Raw genomic sequence first — 14,217 nt, 5'->3', positions numbered from 1 at the left:
TGCCCGCACGAGCCGTGGCAGACGGGCCACCATGGCGATCCTGCGCACCGGCGACGCGCTCTGATGGTGTGCGCAGCCGCGTGGAGCGCAGCTCTTCGATCCGCACCTGGTTCGCCCGCAAGCGTAGAGCGCGATTGCTGATCGCCACATTGCCGCTGTCATCGCGTGCGGCGATGCGCAGCACTTATGCTCCCGGCGCCGGCCCGCGACTGCACCGCAGAGGGCCGCGTATCATACGCACTCTTTCACTCCAGGACGGACCCATGGCCGTACGCACGCTCAACGAATTTCTCGCCCATTCCAAGGAAAAGGACGTCAGCCCCGATCCGTTCGAACTGGAAAACCCGCATCTGCTGGAAGTGCGCCTCGACGGCATGGTGTGGTCCAAGGCCGGCGCCATGGTGGCGCGCACCGGCAACGTCAAGTTCACCCGCGAGGGACTGCTGGAACAGGGCCTGGGCAATCTGCTGAAAAAAGCCGTGAGCGGCGAAGGCATGCAGTTGATGAAGGCCGAAGGCCAGGGCCGCGTGTATCTGGCCGATGTCGGCAAGATGATCACGCTGCTGCGCTTGAACGGCGAGGCGATCTTCGTCAACGGCAACGACGTGCTGGCGTTCGAATCGGGCGTCGAACACAAGATCACCATGATGCGCAAAGTGGCCGGCATGCTCTCCGGTGGGCTGTTCAATGTGCGCCTGAGCGGCCACGGCATCGTGGCGATCACCTCGCACTACGAGCCACTGACCTTGCCGGTCACCGCCGCCAGCGGCCCGGTGTTCACCGACCCCAACGCCACCGTCGCCTGGTCCGGCACGCTGACCCCCGAGCTGGTCACCGACGTCTCGATCGGCACGCTGTTCGGCCGCGGCTCGGGCGAAAGCCTGCAGATGCGTTTTGCCGGCGAAGGCTGGGTGGTGGTGCAGCCGTACGAAGAAGCCAGCTTCCAGGCCAAGGGCTGACCAGGCCGCCCGACAGCAGCAAGCACTGCACATTGCCCGGTTGCACGCCATGCACCCCGGGCAGTTTTCCGGCCAACCCCGTAGGAGCGCCCTTGGGCGCGAGGGCCTTCCCGGTCACGCCATAGCGCGCCCAGCAGCGCTCCCACGGTTTACGGGCGCTGATTCGTCACACCCAGCCACGCTTGCGAAACCACGCCAGCGGCACCACTACGCTCAGCGCGATGATGCCCAGCGCCCAGAAGTAATGGTCGTGCCCCTTGAGTTCGGGCATGTAAGAAAAGTTCATGCCCCAGATGCCGACCAGCACGGTGGGCGGAATGCCGACGACCGACGCCACCGCCATCACCTTCATCACGTTGTTCTGGTCCATGTTGATCATGCCCAGCACGCTGTCGAGCAGGAACTCGATGCGGTCGTCCATGTGCTGCTGGAATTCGCTCAAGGTGGTCAGGTCCTTGTGCAGCAGGGTGATGCGTTTGGCTGCATCGGCCCCGAACCAGTCCGGGGCGGCGCCATCCAGATAGGTGACCAGGCGCAGCATGCCTTGCCCTGCGTTGTGCAGGCCGCCAAGCTGGCGGCCCATGTCGCCGACCTGGTGCAACATGCGCTCCAGGCCCTTGGTCTTGTGTGGGCTGTCGAATACCAGCCGCGTGGTTTCGGTGACCGCCGCTTCCAGTCCCTCAAGCCGGTCCGCCAGACGCCCGACCAGTTGATCGAACATGCGTAGCAGCAAATCGTCAGAGCTGTGGCAGGGCTCGTGTTCCAGCCGCGTCGTCAGGGCCTCCAATGAGCCGATGCGCTGCTCGCGCAAGGTCACCAGCATGGTGGGCGACAGCGCAAACCCCAACGGCGCCGTGGGGCCGTCCTCGTCCTGGAAACGCGGCACATTGAGAAACAACACATCGCCCTGGCGACGCACCCGGCTGCTGAATTCGATTTCGCCGATCGCCGCACGATCAGGCAAGGCAAACCCCACTTTCTCAGCGGCTTGCGCCAGCTCCTGCGGGCTTGGCTGGCACAGGTCGACCCAGCAACCTGGGGTGTGCCGGGTTCCGGCAATCGGGTGGATCGTGATCATGCATCGACTGTGAGATGAAAGAGCCCAAGCATCCTCCGCGTCCACCATGGCGTCAACGCCGGCACATGCCCATCGGCGACGGCGACGACGGCCGTCCCTGGTCACACCTGCAATTCGCCGTGCGGTTTCTGCAAGGCAGCGAAAGCGTTCGCCAAATCGCACATCGATTCTGCTGTGCGCGGTATGCAGTTTCTGGCTGTCTTACATTTTCCGCTCACGCATTCTAGGAGTACGCGCATGAAGATCTCCGGCTCGGCGTCTGGCGGGCTACACGAGCCTATCGGTCATGTGGATCCGCGACATGCCCCAGCGGTGTGCGACGACATCCAAATCGGCGTCCATTCCCAGCTTCGCGAGCTGCCCCGCCTGCGCCGAAGCGCATCAGCCAAGGGGCGATCGCCGGCGTTCGTCGCAGACAGCAGCCATCTCGATACGCTGTTCGGCAGCACCCAGCCTGCGCGCGGAAAGCATCTGAAAGACGGTACCCACCGGACGCCGATCCAGGCTCAGGAAATAACGGAGGCTCCCGAGCACGTCAAGATCAATCCAACACGCCTGTTCGTCTCGACCGGTCCGGCACTGAAGACGCTGCATCGTCTCGATCCAGCCAAGCTATCCAACGATCTCGGGCTGAGCGAGGACGCCATCGATCGCATCAGGAGCACCCCGACGTTCCGCGGACAGACTGCAACCGACGTCCCGCCCAGTACGCCACTGGCTCAGCGCCTGCGCCTGGACGATCTGCGCGACAAGAAGGTGGAGTACAAATGGAACATCGCCAGCAATGGCAGCTTGGTCATCGGCGAAGGGCATCCTGGCGTGGTCCTGGACGAGCCGATGACAAGCAAGGACGCGCGCAAGAAGAAACAGCCGTACGCGCAAGGCCATGTCACCCTCGTGGGCGGCCAACCATGGAACAAGACCCCCTGGCAGGAAAATCGCCGGATACCGGAGGCGCGCATCAGCGGTACCCTGTACTACAACACGGACGGCGAGCTCTGCATCGATAACGATTCGGGGCGATTCAGCGAATATGCCGACCGAACGTCAGACCATCTTGAAAACGTTGCCAAGCTCTTTCAGCACTACGGTCTGCCGGTCACGCCGGAATGGAAAGCAAAGAAACAGATTCCGTTGCAGCGTGTGCCCGCCGGGGCGGCCATCGCGTCACCGAGCCCGGCAGAGAAAGGCGAAGCGGCGCATCCTGACCCAAGCGGTGAATGATCCACCGGCCACGCGCATCGCCATGACGGCTCGCAGCGTGCGGTCACCGCCGCACGCTGCACACGCGATGAGTTCCGCACCGATCGCTCAACGCTGCCGGTTCCCGCGGCGTTTGACTGCATAGCCAATGGCCAGGAGCAGGAACCACACCGGGCTGGCCAGCAATGCCTGACGCGTGTCGTCCTGCAGGGTGAGCAGCACGATGACGAAGGCGAAGAATGCCAGGCAGACGTAGCACATCAGCACGCCGCCGGGCATCTTGAACGCCGAGGCGGCGTGCTGCTCCGGGCGCTTGCGGCGGTAGGCGATGTAGGCGCACAGGATCAGCGACCACACGAACATGAAAAGCACCGCCGACAACGTGGTGACCAGCGTAAACGCAGTGACCAGGTTGGGAATCAGATACACCAGCATCGCGCCCAGCAGCAGGCACAGGCAGGAAAACAGCAGGCCGCGCGCCGGCACCGCCGCGCGCGACAGCTTGGCAAAGCCTTTGGGCGCATGCTGTTCTTCGGCCAGGCCGTAGAGCATGCGGCTGGTGGAAAAGATGCCGCTATTGGCCGAGGAGGTGGCCGAGGTCAGCACCACGAAGTTGATCAAACTCGCCGCCGCCGGCACGCCGGCCAGCACGAACAACTCCACGAACGGGCTCTTGTCGGCCACCACCTGTCGCCACGGCGTCACCGCCATGATGGCGATCAGCGCAAGCACATAGAAAATCAAGATGCGCACCGGGATCGAGTTGATCGCCTTGGGCAGGTTGCGGCGCGGATCGGCGGTTTCTGCAGCCGTGGTGCCGACCAGCTCGATACCGACGAAGGCGAACACCGCAATCTGGAAGCCGGCAAAGAACCCGCCGATGCCCATGGGGAACATGCCACCGTCGTTCCACAGATTCGACAGCGAGGCCACGTTGCCCGACGGCGAACGGAAGCCCCAGGCCACCAGCCCGGCGCCGGTGATAATCAATGCGGCAATGGCGATGATCTTGATCAGCGCAAACCAGAATTCCATCTCGCCGAACAATTTCACCGTGACCAGATTCAGGCTCAGCAGCAACAACACGCACAAGATCGCGGGAATCCACGGCGCCAATCCCGGAAACCAGAACTGCGCATAGGCCGCAATGGCAATGACATCGGCAATGGCGGTGATGATCCAGCAAAACCAGTACGTCCACCCGCAGAAAAACCCGGCCCACGGCCCGAGTAGGTCGGTGGAAAAATCGATGAACGACTTGTATTCCAGATTGGAAAGCAGCAGTTCGCCCATTGCGCGCATCACGAAGAACAGCATCGCGCCGATGATGAGATAGACGAACAGGATCGACGGCCCGGCCAGACTGATCGTCTTGCCAGAGCCCATGAACAGGCCGGTACCGATCGCCCCGCCGATGGCGATCAACTGCAGGTGGCGATTGGACAGGCTGCGTTGCAGATGATCGGGCACGGACGGGTCAGACATGGGCACGGCACCGGCAAGTGAACAAGCCGTCAAAAATACGAGATCGCGCCGACGCATACCAGGGGTTTGCGCCGCGGCAACCGCAAGGGCATGGATGCGCCAGCGCATGGTGGGCAGCTCGCCCCATCATGGTGCGTCGGTGGTGGCGTGTAGACACCCACTGTCGAGACAAGCACCGAACGCGTGGGCGCTGTGCGCATTGGGCACCCGGGTACCCAGTCGCTGCGCATCGGACAGCTGGCTCGCGCCCGCCTGATTCGCCAACTCGTGCCGGTCGGAACTGCGCTGACGGATCGCTTGCCGCAATGCCCGTTGTCGCCAGGTCATCGCCGGGGCAGCAAGGCAGTGCACGGCATTGATGACGACGCCAACAGCACCACATGCAATAGATCAAGCCTGCAGCCGCGCCTCAGATCACAACATGGCGCCGCTAGCGCTGCCCCATTGCAGCGCAGCCGCACGCGGCATGCACTTGCCATGCTCCCGCCCGCTTTCCCGACCGCACGCGTGACAAGCAACGTCGAGCGCACAAGACGGAGGACGAGCACGCAGAGACACGACGCCAGGCGAAAAAATGGCCAACAGGAAGCAGGGACAAACGCGACACTGACCTACTCTTCGTTGGCGCTACTATCAAGAGAACAAAACGCGGTACAGGCGTGGACGCCCGTGTCTTGAAAGACACGCGCCGACAAGTGGGACCGGCATGCGACGTGCTGTCACGGTGACGGCAGGTAGAGCTCATACCAGCGCAGTCGCACCGTCAGTACTCAACCACCCGCAAGGCCGCCGCCTACCCGCCCCGGCAGCGCTCCGTCGTCCTCCTGCTCCGGGTCGCCCACCTCATCGTTCAGGCCACCGCGTTGCGGCGGCTGTTCTTCCAGCGGCGTGTCTTCTTCGTTGGTATCGGGATCGGGCGTGCCATGTGCCAGAACAGCGGCGTCGGCGTTGGTCATGGTGCGCGCGGTGCGTGGATTCAGATGCATGAGCAGCTCCGATGGAATTCGACAGGAGCGTTAACGCTAGGCTGCATCGCGCTACTCCGCCGTGAGCCTGCAATGAGCCTGCGTGACATGCTGTTGACGTGGCGCAGTCGGCATGGCGCGAATGATCACACTCGACATCGCACGGCGCACAAGGCCCTCTTGCGCGGTCGCGCATCCACAACCGCAGACGGCCACGTCCAAGCCGGTAAGCAAGCCTGACCTGGCGCGCATGCGACGCCTTGCAGCGCAGGCCGCCGCAGCCACCGCTATCATGCCCAGACCTCGCCGAGACCATGCCATGCGCCATCGCATCTGCCTTGCATTGTTGTTGAGCTGCGGCACGGCGCACGCCGCCACACCGGCGTCGCGCCTGGATGCGGTGCTGCAATCGGGGGTGCTGCGCGTATGCACCACCGGCGACTACCGTCCCTATTCGTTGCTGCGCGGCGACGGGCAGTTCGAAGGCAGCGACATCGACCTGGTGCAGTCGCTGGCCGCCAGCCTGGACGCACGCGTGCGCCTGGTGCGCACCAGCTGGCCGCAACTGATGCCGGACTTGCTGGCCGACCGCTGCGATATCGCGGTCGGCGGGATCTCCGTCACCTTGCAGCGGCAACGCCAGGCCAGCTTTAGCGCGGTACTGGATGTGGACGGCAAGATTCCACTGGTGCGCTGCGCCGACCAGGCGCGCTACCGCAGTCTGGAACAGCTCAACCGGCCGGAGGTGCGCCTCATCGAACCACCGGGCGGCACCAACGAGGCTTTCGCGCACCGCCAGTTACCGCAGGCCACGTTGCGGCTGTTCGCCGACAACACCACCATCTTTCAGGAACTGCTGGCGCATCGCGCAGACGTCATGATCACCGACGCCTCCGAAGCGCTGTATCAGCAGGCAAGGCTGCCAGGCCTGTGCGCCATCGCACCGGAGCAACCGCTGCAATACAGCGAAAAAGCCTTCCTTCTCCCGCGCGACGACCACGCCTGGAAAGCCTATGTGGACCAATGGCTGCACCTGAGCAAGGCCAGCGGCGACTATCAACGCATCGTTGAAGGCTGGCGGCAGCCGCGCTGAATGAGCCGGGATTAGGGATTCGAAAAGCAGCAAAGCTGCACGTCAAGTCGACTAACGCTGTTACAAATCCCCAATCCCGACTCCCCAATCCCCGCCGTCAAACAATCTTGGTTCGCCGCCACCAACGCGACACCTGTTCCTCGCGCACCAGGGTGAACAGACCGGCGCCCAGGATCAGCGCGATGCCCACGGCCATCGGCCAGTCCAGATGATCGTGAAACAGCAGGTAGCCGAAGGCGATGGCCCATAGCATCTGGCTGTATTGGGTCGGTGCGACAAGGCTGACCGGGGCCATGCGCGTGGCGTACATCATGCAGATGGCAGCCAGCCCGGCGAGCAAGCCGTAGCCGGCCAACAAGCCCCACTGGGACAGCGTGGGCCAGACGAAGCTCGGCAACATCATGATCCCGCCCATCACCAACGGGCCAATCACGCCAGCGCCGTACAAGGTCAATCGCTTCTCGCTATGCCCTGCCATGCGCAAGGCGATCACCGAGATGGCGCCGACCAGGCCGCACACGATGGCCGCCACATGCCCGTGGGTGAGATGACGAAATCCAGGGCGCAGCACGATCAACACGCCGATGAACCCGACGATCACCGCCGACCATCGCCGCCAATGCACTTCTTCCTTGAGGAAGATCACCGACAGCACAGTGACGAAGATCGGCATCAGGAAGATCAGCGCGAATGCTTCGGCCATTGGCAAGGTGGTGAAGGCGATCACCGAGGTGAGATTGCCGATGGCGCCGGTGAGCGCACGCAGCAGCCACAGTGCCGGCTGCTTGGCCATCACCAGCTCGCGCAGCTGGTCGTCGGGCTTTTTCAGGAACTGCACCGCCAGCAGCATCAGCAGCGCGCCGAGAAACAGCACTTCATAGACCGGCAGCGTGCCCTCGAGCAGTTTCACGAACGCATCGCTGATCGAATAGGCCGCATAGCAGGCGAACCCCAACAACACACCTTTCAGCATTGCCCACACTCCACGGTTGACGCCGATCCGACGAGGTGTCGATACGGACTGCCTGCAGTATGCGTTGCAGCGTGTGTCAGCGAAACGGCGCGGGCAGTCGACCTCGGTGGCGAGCGCATGGTGGTGGCCCGGCAGCAGATGCCGCAACAGGTCGGTTACGATGCCGCTCCCTTCCTTGCAGCGGTGCGGCACGTGCCGCACGCCGCACACAGAGCTGTCAGCCGTGCCCCACTACTCCGGCCCCCTACTCGTTCTCGCCGATGCCCAAGCCCTGCTTGCCGCGCGCGGCAGTGGTCTGACTCACTGGACCGGCTCGCTCGACCTGGGCCGCAGTACCGACACTGCCCAGCTCGATGCACAGACCTGGCAATGGCGCGGCCGCGGTTATCCCTATCCGGGCAAACTCAAGGAGCGCACGCTGTACTTCTGGGATGGCGAGGATTTCGCGCCGATCTCGCGCTACAGCGGCGCATTGATCAAGCTGGTGCCCACCGAATGGGGCGCGCCCACGTTCGAGATCGATGGCATCAAGATGCTGCCGTCCGCGCAACTATCCCCATTCGAGGATGCGCGGCGCAAGGTGGCGCTGGTGGATCCGCGCGGCAAGATCGTGCTGGACACCTGCGGCGGCCTGGGCTACTTCGCCGCCTGCTGCCTGGAGGCCGGGGTCGCGCAGCTGCTCTCGTTCGAAAAGAATGCCGACGTGCTGTGGCTGCGCACGCTCAACCCGTGGTCGCCAGATCCGCAGGGCGCCGCTGCCGGCGGGCGTTTGCAGCTGACCCATGCCGATATCGCGCAGCACATCGCCACGCTGGCCGACGATTCGGTCGATGCCATCCTGCATGACCCGCCCCGCTTCGGCATTGCGGGCGAGCTGTATTCGCAGGTTTTCTACGGTCAGCTGGCACGCGTGTTGCGCCGAGGCGGGCGGCTGTTTCATTACACCGGCGCGCCGAACAAGCTCACCAGTGGGCGCGATGTGCCCAACGAAGTGAGCAAGCGCCTGGCCAAGGCCGGCTTCACCACGCAACTTGCCCTGGATGGCGTGCTGGCGAGCTTGCCTGCACGGCGCTGAGTGGCGCCTCCACGCCATTGACGCTGGCGATACGGCCCGCGCGATCATCGCGTGGCGAATGCAAGACGGCGTGCACTCGCGGCACGCATGCGCACTGCATGATCACGCGAGGCCGGCATGACGGTTACCGCGGCGGTTGCAGCGTGCCGCCGGCGGGATCTGCGATACTGCCGCGCCCTCGACACGGACGTTGCATGCGCGCCCATTTGATCATTGCCCTGCTGGTCTGGCTACTGCCGGTCACTGCGACACCAACACACGCGCAGACGGCATCGGCAAGCGCAGCATCGCAGCCGATGTCGGAAGTGACCACGCGCTATCCGGTGACCACCGCAACGGTGGGCGGGCGTGTGATCCGCCTGGGCGAGCACCAGGGCAAGTGCGCGGTGTCGCGCGACGGCGACATCGTGGTACTGAGCATCGGTGCACCTTGCTACTTCAGCACCGATCGCCAACATGCCGCGCAGGTCCATCGCTTCCATGGCAGCGACGTCGTGCTGGTACAGCACGCGCATCCAACGTCGCGACCAGACTGGGATGTGGCCGTCTACGGGCCCATCTGCGCCTTCGAAGCGCAGGCGGTACGCGAGATCGGCGGCGTGCTGGAACCCGGCGGTGTCGCCGGTTCCTGGCATTGCGACCCGACCGTGGGGGCCGACCAGAAGCAGTTCGTCTACAGCTACGACACCTGGCCCAGGCACGGTGCGCGGCGACCTTCGCGCAAGCAAAAAGCGCATTGATGGTTGCGCGAGCGCCGCGGGCCGATGCGAATCCGGCCTGCTTTTGGTCAGCGCTGTTTGCCCGACACGCCGTTTGCGCCGCGCACCAGCATTTGCACGCTGCAGACGATTGCCTGCCGCCGCGCCTTAACCGCTGGGTATCGGATGGCAGCGACGTCGCATGATCGGTGGCCACGCACACGCCGGGTCATGCAGCACGAAGACTGCAATCGCCGCCAACCGTGCCATCACCGCACGTGGCGGCGCGCGCGCCAACTTGCATATGCAAACCCGCCGACGATCAGCAACGGTACGCAGCTCAGCAGTGCATCCCAGCCAACAGCAATCCAGAAGCGATGCGGGTCGCTGTCGACCAGAAAGATCCGTGCCGGCCGGCCACGAATAACGCTGACATAGCGTCCTTCGAAGACTGCCTCACCCAATAGCCAAAAACGTCCGCAACATGCGATCACCGCGATACCAACCACGCCGCGCACGAGCCAGTCGATCAGGCGTGAACTCTTGCGTTCAGAGGCCGGCGGCGGTGATGGACGAGGTGTTTTCAAGACTGAATTTCTATCCACATGGCAGCGAAGTTTACGCGCCCCCACTCAGAGCGACCAACCGCTGCGCAGTCGTCAGGTGGGCTTGGCCGTCATTCGTCACCGGCTACGGCGCTCTTGCACTGCTGTTTTTCGCCAGGCACAGGATTCCAATGCAGGACCTGCGTCAGTCGGGGATGCGGCGCTGAGTCGCAGCCCGCACACCGCTGGCGTGCACGCGCGTCGCTACTTGCGCAATCGTCAGCTACCCAGGCCGAAGATCAGGCTGCGATGCGTTGCAACGCCGGCCATCGCGCCGCCGGCTGCCGCCAACACCACCGATGCGGCCGGGTTTGCGATATCGCCACAGGCAAATACGCCCGGCACCGTCGTTGCCTGCATGGCGTCCACAGCGAGAAGGCGACCGAAAGGCCCCTCGCTGGTGGCACATCCAAGTTGCCTCACCAACGGGCTGATCTCGGTCTGGGTGGTGATGAACACCCCGTCCAACGCGAACCTCTGGCCGTCGTGCAGCACCAGCTCCAGCGCATCGCCCTCGCCTTGCAGCGCCGCCACTGCGCCGGTCACCACATGCACCGCGCGCGTCTCCAGTTGCGCCCGCTGGGATTCGTCCGGCACCAGCGTGTCGTTCAAGAACAGCCAAGTAGGGCCCCAATCCGGCAGCATGGCGGCTTGATGCGCAGCAAGCGCAGAGGTCGCGATCACACCGATGCGCCCCTGCTGCAGTTCGTAGCCATGGCAATACGGACACACGAACACCTGCCTGCCCCAACGTTCGGCCAGACCGGCCAGCGCAGGGAGACGATCGACCACCCCCATGGCCAGAATCAGCCGGCGGGTGGCATGCACGCTGCCATCGGCAAAGACGACCTCGAACGCATCCGCCTGCCCGCGGACCTGGACGACCTCGCCATCAGCCCACTGCACGCTGGAATACGACAGCACCTGCGCACGCGCCTCATCGGCGATGCGCGCGGGCGATGCGCCATCGCGGCCCAGCAAGCCATGCGAGGTTTCGGCAAAACGATTGCGCCGCCGGCCGCTGTCCACCAGCAAGACGCGGCGTCGCGCCCGCGCCAACTGCAAGGCGGCTGACAGCCCTGCATAACTGCCGCCAATGATGATCACCTCGTGCTGCATGGTCGCTCCTGGGTGCCGCCACCGATTAATGCATCTTTCGATGTTACATTAATCGACGGCGGAGACACCACGGGTATCGCGCCGCGCATCCAGTGACGTGATTCAGCGCTGCCGCGTGCGCTTGCCCGCCGCGTTGCCGCCAGATGGCGCCCTCGCGCTGCACAAGGCATCGAACTCGCTCGCCAGTGCGGCAAGCGTCACCGTGCCCAGGCGCTGCAACAGCAGCGCTTCGGCGTGGGCCAGCGCATCGGCGATTGCCGCATTGACCACACGCTCCACCCCACATTGCGGATTCGGGTGATCGGCACCGATCGCGAACAGGTGCGGGCCGCCAACCGCGCGATGCACATCCAGCAGCGTCACCTGCGCAAGATCGCAGCCGATCTGCCAACCGCCGTTGTGCCCGCGGCTGGATTGCACATAGCCGGCACTGCGCAGCCCGGCCATGGTCCGGCGCACCACCACCGCATTGGTCGACAGCATGCTGGCGATCTGCTCGGAGGTCATCGGCTGCGGGCTTCTGGCCATGTGGAGCAACACGTGCAACATGCGGGAAAGGCGGCTATCGGTGCGCATGCGGTCCTGGGTGGTTCGATCGGTTCACGGCAACCAGCGGTCGCCATCGGCCGGCAGATTGTGCCGCAGCATCGCCTCGATGTCGCAGCGCGGGTGCGTGCACCAGGATCAGCACACCGCCCATTGATCGCGCCCAGCGGTCTTGGCGGCGTACAGCGCAAGATCGGCCTGGCTCAGCAACACATCCAGCCCGGTGTCGGCGACGATGCGCACCGCGCCCATGCAAAAGCGCACCGGTTGGTCGGGCGGCAGGCCGGCGATGTCGATCGCTGCCACCGCACTGCGCAGGCGCGTAAACACCGCGGGAATCTCCTCTTCGCCACAGCCCGGCAGCACCAGCAGGAATTCTTCGCCGCCCAGGCGGCCCAGGCGATCCTGCGCGCGCAAGGCGAGCCGGGACGCACTGGCCAGTGCCTTGAGCACCGCATCGCCGGTGGCGTGCCCATGCACGTCATTGATCTGCTTGAAGTGATCCAGATCGATCAATGCCAGCATGCCCGGCGTGTGCGAGCGCAAGGCCTGCTCGATCTGCTGCTGCGCCTCGGTGCGAATGGCGCGCCGGTTGGGCAGGCCGGTGAGTTCATCGCGCATCGCCAGCCGCGACAACTGCCGCCGGTGCCGTGCGCCGAAGGCCAGCACCACCAGTGCACCGAGCAGCAACAGGCAGGCCGCGCACAACGCGATCCACAGTGTCCGCTGGCCCGCTTCGCGCGCCTGCAGTGCCAGCTGCGCGGTCTCGCTGCGGCGGCGCCGCTCGGCCGTTTCGGCACCGCGACGTGCGTCTTCGTAGCGCGCCTGCAACCGCAACATCACCGTATCGCGCTGGCGGTCCAGGCTCTGCGCGCGCAGCGCGTTGGCGCGTTGCAGTTCCTGGTAGGCCTCTGCATGGCGGCCGCGGAATGCCAGCGCCTGGGCGATCGCGTCCACCAGTTGCGCACGACGGTTCAAGGTCAGGTTGGGATCGTCCGCGGCCTTGGCGGCGACGATTTCGGCGTCCAGGCCCTCAGCCTTCAACGCGATCAAGGCCTGCAGCAAGACGGCATGACACGCCGCAACGCGCCCGATATTGCCTTGCTGCTGCATCAACGGCAGGGCTTCGCGCGCCATCGTCAATGCAGAAGCGGCATCGCCGGTTTCGATCAGGGCTTCGCTGGCGCTGGTCAGCGCCGCAGCCACGCCGGCCTGGTCGCGCAGTTCGCGGCTGAGCGCCAAGGCGCGCCTGAAATGCAGCAGCGCCGCTTCGGGTTGCCTGGTTGCCAAGGCAGTGCCGAACTCGTATTCGATCAGACTGCGCTGGAAGCGCGCCGGCTGGTCGTGCAGGCGTGAAAGCGCACGCTGCAGATAGTCTTCGGTTTCGCTGTCTTCGGCGGGCCGACCACCGACGCGGCTGGCCAATGCGCCCAGTTGCGTCAACGCATCCAGCTCCAGCCCCAGGAGTTTTTCGCGCGCCGCACATTGATAGCTGGCCTGCGCCGCACTCCAGGATTCATCGCTGCTGCCGGAGGCGAGCATGCTCCACATGTCGACCGCCTCGACTTCGCACAGCAGATCGTTGCGGCCCAGCGCGCTGGCCCGTTGGCGCAGCGCTTCCAGCCGCGCCACCATGACGCGATTGGGGTTTTCGCGCACGTCGCTGAGCGCCTGCACGATATCCAGCCACAGCTGCGCCTGCGAGGTGCTGCCGTGCAGCTGGTCGAGCTTTCCGCGCGCCTGCGTCAGCGCCACCTGGCGGCGTTCGCTGTCTTCCAGCGAAATAAGCACGCGCGCCTGCGCCAGCAAGGCCCAGAACTCGGCCTCCACGTCGTGGTCGCCGCTAGCCCGCTGCAGTGCGCCCTGTGCGATCTGCAAGGCGACCACCGGGTCGTCGATGGTCGCCGCTTCGATCGTCTTCCACGGCTGAGGCTGCGCCGACGCCATGCCACTGCCCAGCAGCAAGGCAAACGCAGCGAGCCCATGTCGCCACCGGACCACGCACATGCTCATCGCGTCATCACGTCGAGGACGGGCCGCAGCGTGCGCACGCCAAGCCGATGCCATCTGCGCATACGTGGCGGCTTGCTGGTTGCTGCGGCATTTCAAGCACTCCCACGGTTGGATGGCGATGGAATCCAGCGGAATTTCAGGCCAAACGCCCATTTCCCGATGTGATGCGACTGTCATGATGACCAACGCACACGACAGCGCACGTGATCGACGCAAGCGGTCGCGTTCGTTATCGGCCCAGGGGGGCCACTCTTGAATCCGGATGACGGGAGAGCCCAGCACATCGCATGGGCGCGCAGACGGCAGCCAGACCCGCATCGTCGCCTGGCTATCGCGCGATGCGCCTGAGGCACGGCGACACGCAGTCCACCCCATCTGCTCGATCGCCTGCCATCGCGATGCGAC

At 64.8% G+C, this 14,217-nt stretch carries 13 protein-coding genes; 5 read left to right on the top strand and 8 right to left on the bottom strand.

Going from position 1 to position 14,217, the window contains the following annotated elements:
* Positions 1–263: 263 nt before the first annotated feature.
* Positions 264–959 (top strand): AIM24 family protein, encoded by a 696-nt coding sequence (locus tag ACCQ15_RS03150; RefSeq protein WP_014089286.1) that lies wholly within the window; start codon positions 264–266, stop codon positions 957–959.
* Between the two features lie 166 nt (positions 960–1,125).
* On the opposite strand, the gene ACCQ15_RS03145 is transcribed toward ACCQ15_RS03150, so the two are convergent.
* On the bottom strand, positions 1,126–2,037 hold the full coding sequence (locus ACCQ15_RS03145) for a CorA family divalent cation transporter (protein WP_055026658.1): 912 nt from the start codon (positions 2,035–2,037) through the stop codon (positions 1,126–1,128).
* Between the two features lie 237 nt (positions 2,038–2,274).
* On the opposite strand from ACCQ15_RS03145, the gene xopV reads away from it, so the two are divergent.
* Positions 2,275–3,261 carry a XopV/AopV family type III secretion system effector gene (gene xopV / locus ACCQ15_RS03140; RefSeq protein WP_218488918.1) on the top strand — a complete coding sequence of 329 codons (987 nt, stop codon included), beginning with the start codon at positions 2,275–2,277 and terminating at the stop codon, positions 3,259–3,261.
* 87 nt (positions 3,262–3,348) lie between these two features.
* Here xopV and cycA read toward each other — a convergent pair whose 3' ends face one another.
* Both cycA and ACCQ15_RS03130 read right to left on the bottom strand, forming a co-directional pair.
* Positions 3,349–4,725: a D-serine/D-alanine/glycine transporter gene (cycA, locus tag ACCQ15_RS03135; RefSeq protein WP_277574358.1), complete on the bottom strand. Its 1,377-nt coding sequence runs from the start codon at positions 4,723–4,725 to the stop codon at positions 3,349–3,351.
* Positions 4,726–5,495: 770 nt separating this feature from the next.
* Positions 5,496–5,711, bottom strand: coding sequence for a hypothetical protein (locus ACCQ15_RS03130; protein ID WP_011346280.1), 216 nt, complete (start codon positions 5,709–5,711; stop codon positions 5,496–5,498).
* A gap of 298 nt (positions 5,712–6,009) precedes the next feature.
* Between ACCQ15_RS03130 and ACCQ15_RS03125 the strand changes: the two genes are divergently transcribed.
* Positions 6,010–6,783, top strand: coding sequence for a transporter substrate-binding domain-containing protein (locus tag ACCQ15_RS03125; protein WP_014089280.1), 774 nt, complete (start codon positions 6,010–6,012; stop codon positions 6,781–6,783).
* A 97-nt stretch (positions 6,784–6,880) separates the two neighbouring features.
* Here ACCQ15_RS03125 and ACCQ15_RS03120 read toward each other — a convergent pair whose 3' ends face one another.
* Entirely contained in the window at positions 6,881–7,756 is an 876-nt protein-coding gene (locus ACCQ15_RS03120; RefSeq protein ID WP_372381208.1) for a DMT family transporter, read from the bottom strand.
* A gap of 160 nt (positions 7,757–7,916) precedes the next feature.
* On the opposite strand from ACCQ15_RS03120, the gene ACCQ15_RS03115 reads away from it, so the two are divergent.
* Complete coding sequence (locus ACCQ15_RS03115) at positions 7,917–8,831, top strand: class I SAM-dependent methyltransferase (RefSeq protein WP_051876350.1); 915 nt, start codon at positions 7,917–7,919, stop codon at positions 8,829–8,831.
* 194 nt (positions 8,832–9,025) lie between these two features.
* Positions 9,026–9,571, top strand: a complete 546-nt coding sequence (locus ACCQ15_RS03110; protein WP_218534384.1) for a hypothetical protein — start codon at positions 9,026–9,028, stop codon at positions 9,569–9,571.
* Between the two features lie 227 nt (positions 9,572–9,798).
* On the opposite strand, the gene ACCQ15_RS03105 is transcribed toward ACCQ15_RS03110, so the two are convergent.
* The 4 genes from ACCQ15_RS03105 to ACCQ15_RS03090 form a co-directional block, all read right to left on the bottom strand.
* Positions 9,799–9,993, bottom strand: coding sequence for a hypothetical protein (locus tag ACCQ15_RS03105; protein ID WP_029818569.1), 195 nt, complete (start codon positions 9,991–9,993; stop codon positions 9,799–9,801).
* 360 nt (positions 9,994–10,353) lie between these two features.
* Positions 10,354–11,253 (bottom strand): NAD(P)/FAD-dependent oxidoreductase, encoded by a 900-nt coding sequence (locus tag ACCQ15_RS03100; RefSeq protein WP_372172144.1) that lies wholly within the window; start codon positions 11,251–11,253, stop codon positions 10,354–10,356.
* 102 nt (positions 11,254–11,355) lie between these two features.
* On the bottom strand, positions 11,356–11,829 hold the full coding sequence (locus tag ACCQ15_RS03095; protein ID WP_011346273.1) for an Rrf2 family transcriptional regulator: 474 nt from the start codon (positions 11,827–11,829) through the stop codon (positions 11,356–11,358).
* A 108-nt stretch (positions 11,830–11,937) separates the two neighbouring features.
* Positions 11,938–13,812 (bottom strand): GGDEF domain-containing protein, encoded by a 1,875-nt coding sequence (locus tag ACCQ15_RS03090; protein WP_372381207.1) that lies wholly within the window; start codon positions 13,810–13,812, stop codon positions 11,938–11,940.
* Positions 13,813–14,217 lie beyond the last annotated feature (405 nt).

The organism is Xanthomonas sp. NCPPB 1754, from assembly GCF_041475725.2.
Taxonomy (GTDB): Bacteria; Pseudomonadota; Gammaproteobacteria; order Xanthomonadales; family Xanthomonadaceae; genus Xanthomonas; species Xanthomonas euvesicatoria.
This window is presented reverse-complemented; position numbering and strand designations above follow the sequence as displayed.